This window comes from Paracoccus marinaquae (genome assembly GCF_018860165.1).
In the GTDB taxonomy this organism is placed as follows: Bacteria; Pseudomonadota; Alphaproteobacteria; order Rhodobacterales; family Rhodobacteraceae; genus Paracoccus; species Paracoccus marinaquae.
Window position 1 is genome coordinate 1 of the sequence record NZ_JAHKNG010000138.1, and the last position, 692, is coordinate 692.

Here is a 692-nt window from a genome sequence, read left to right on the forward strand (position 1 = left end):
GTCTGCCCGACCTGCCAGTCGTTCGGCGCATAGCCCGAGTCGACGGCGGCACGCGAAGCACCCACCGCCGCGCCCAGCTTGTCGGCCAGCGCCTCGATGATCGCGAACTGTTCCTTGGACCCGACGCCGCGACCGCCCGAGACGACACGCCCCGCCGAGGTCAGCTCGGGCCGGTCGGATTGCGCCACCTCGTCGCCGACCCAGGCCGACAGGCCCGGATCCTCGGCCAGAGCTGCATCCGACACCGGGGCCGCGCCGCCCCCGCCCGCCGCCTCGAAACTGGCGGTGCGCACGGTCATCACCTTCTTCGCGTCCTTCGAGCGGACCGTCTGGATGGCGTTGCCGGCATAGATCGGGCGCTCGAAGGTCTCGGCATCGATCACCGCCGAGACATCCGAGATCACCATCGCATCCAGGAGTGCCGCCACCCGCGGCATGACGTTCTTGGCATCGGTCGTGGCCGGCGCGGCGATATGCGAATAATCGCCCGCGAGGCTGACCATCAGCGCCGCCGTCGGCTCGGCCAGGCGGTGGCCATAGCGCGCATCCTCGGCCACCAGAACCTTCGCGACGCCGGCGATCTTCGCGGCCCCGGCGGCGGCGTCCCTCGCATGGGCCCCGGCGCAGAGCACGGTCACATCGCCCAGGCCCTTCAGCGCCCCCACGGCCTTGCCCGTGGCATCCGCGTTCAA

The 692-nt window shown here is 71.4% G+C and carries 1 protein-coding gene; it reads right to left on the reverse strand.

Annotation, left to right across the window (positions count from 1 at the left end; all coding sequences use genetic code 11):
- Positions 1-692, reverse strand: a 692-nt coding sequence (locus KNW02_RS20685) for an electron transfer flavoprotein subunit alpha/FixB family protein (RefSeq protein WP_431356783.1), incomplete at both ends; no start/stop codon positions are given.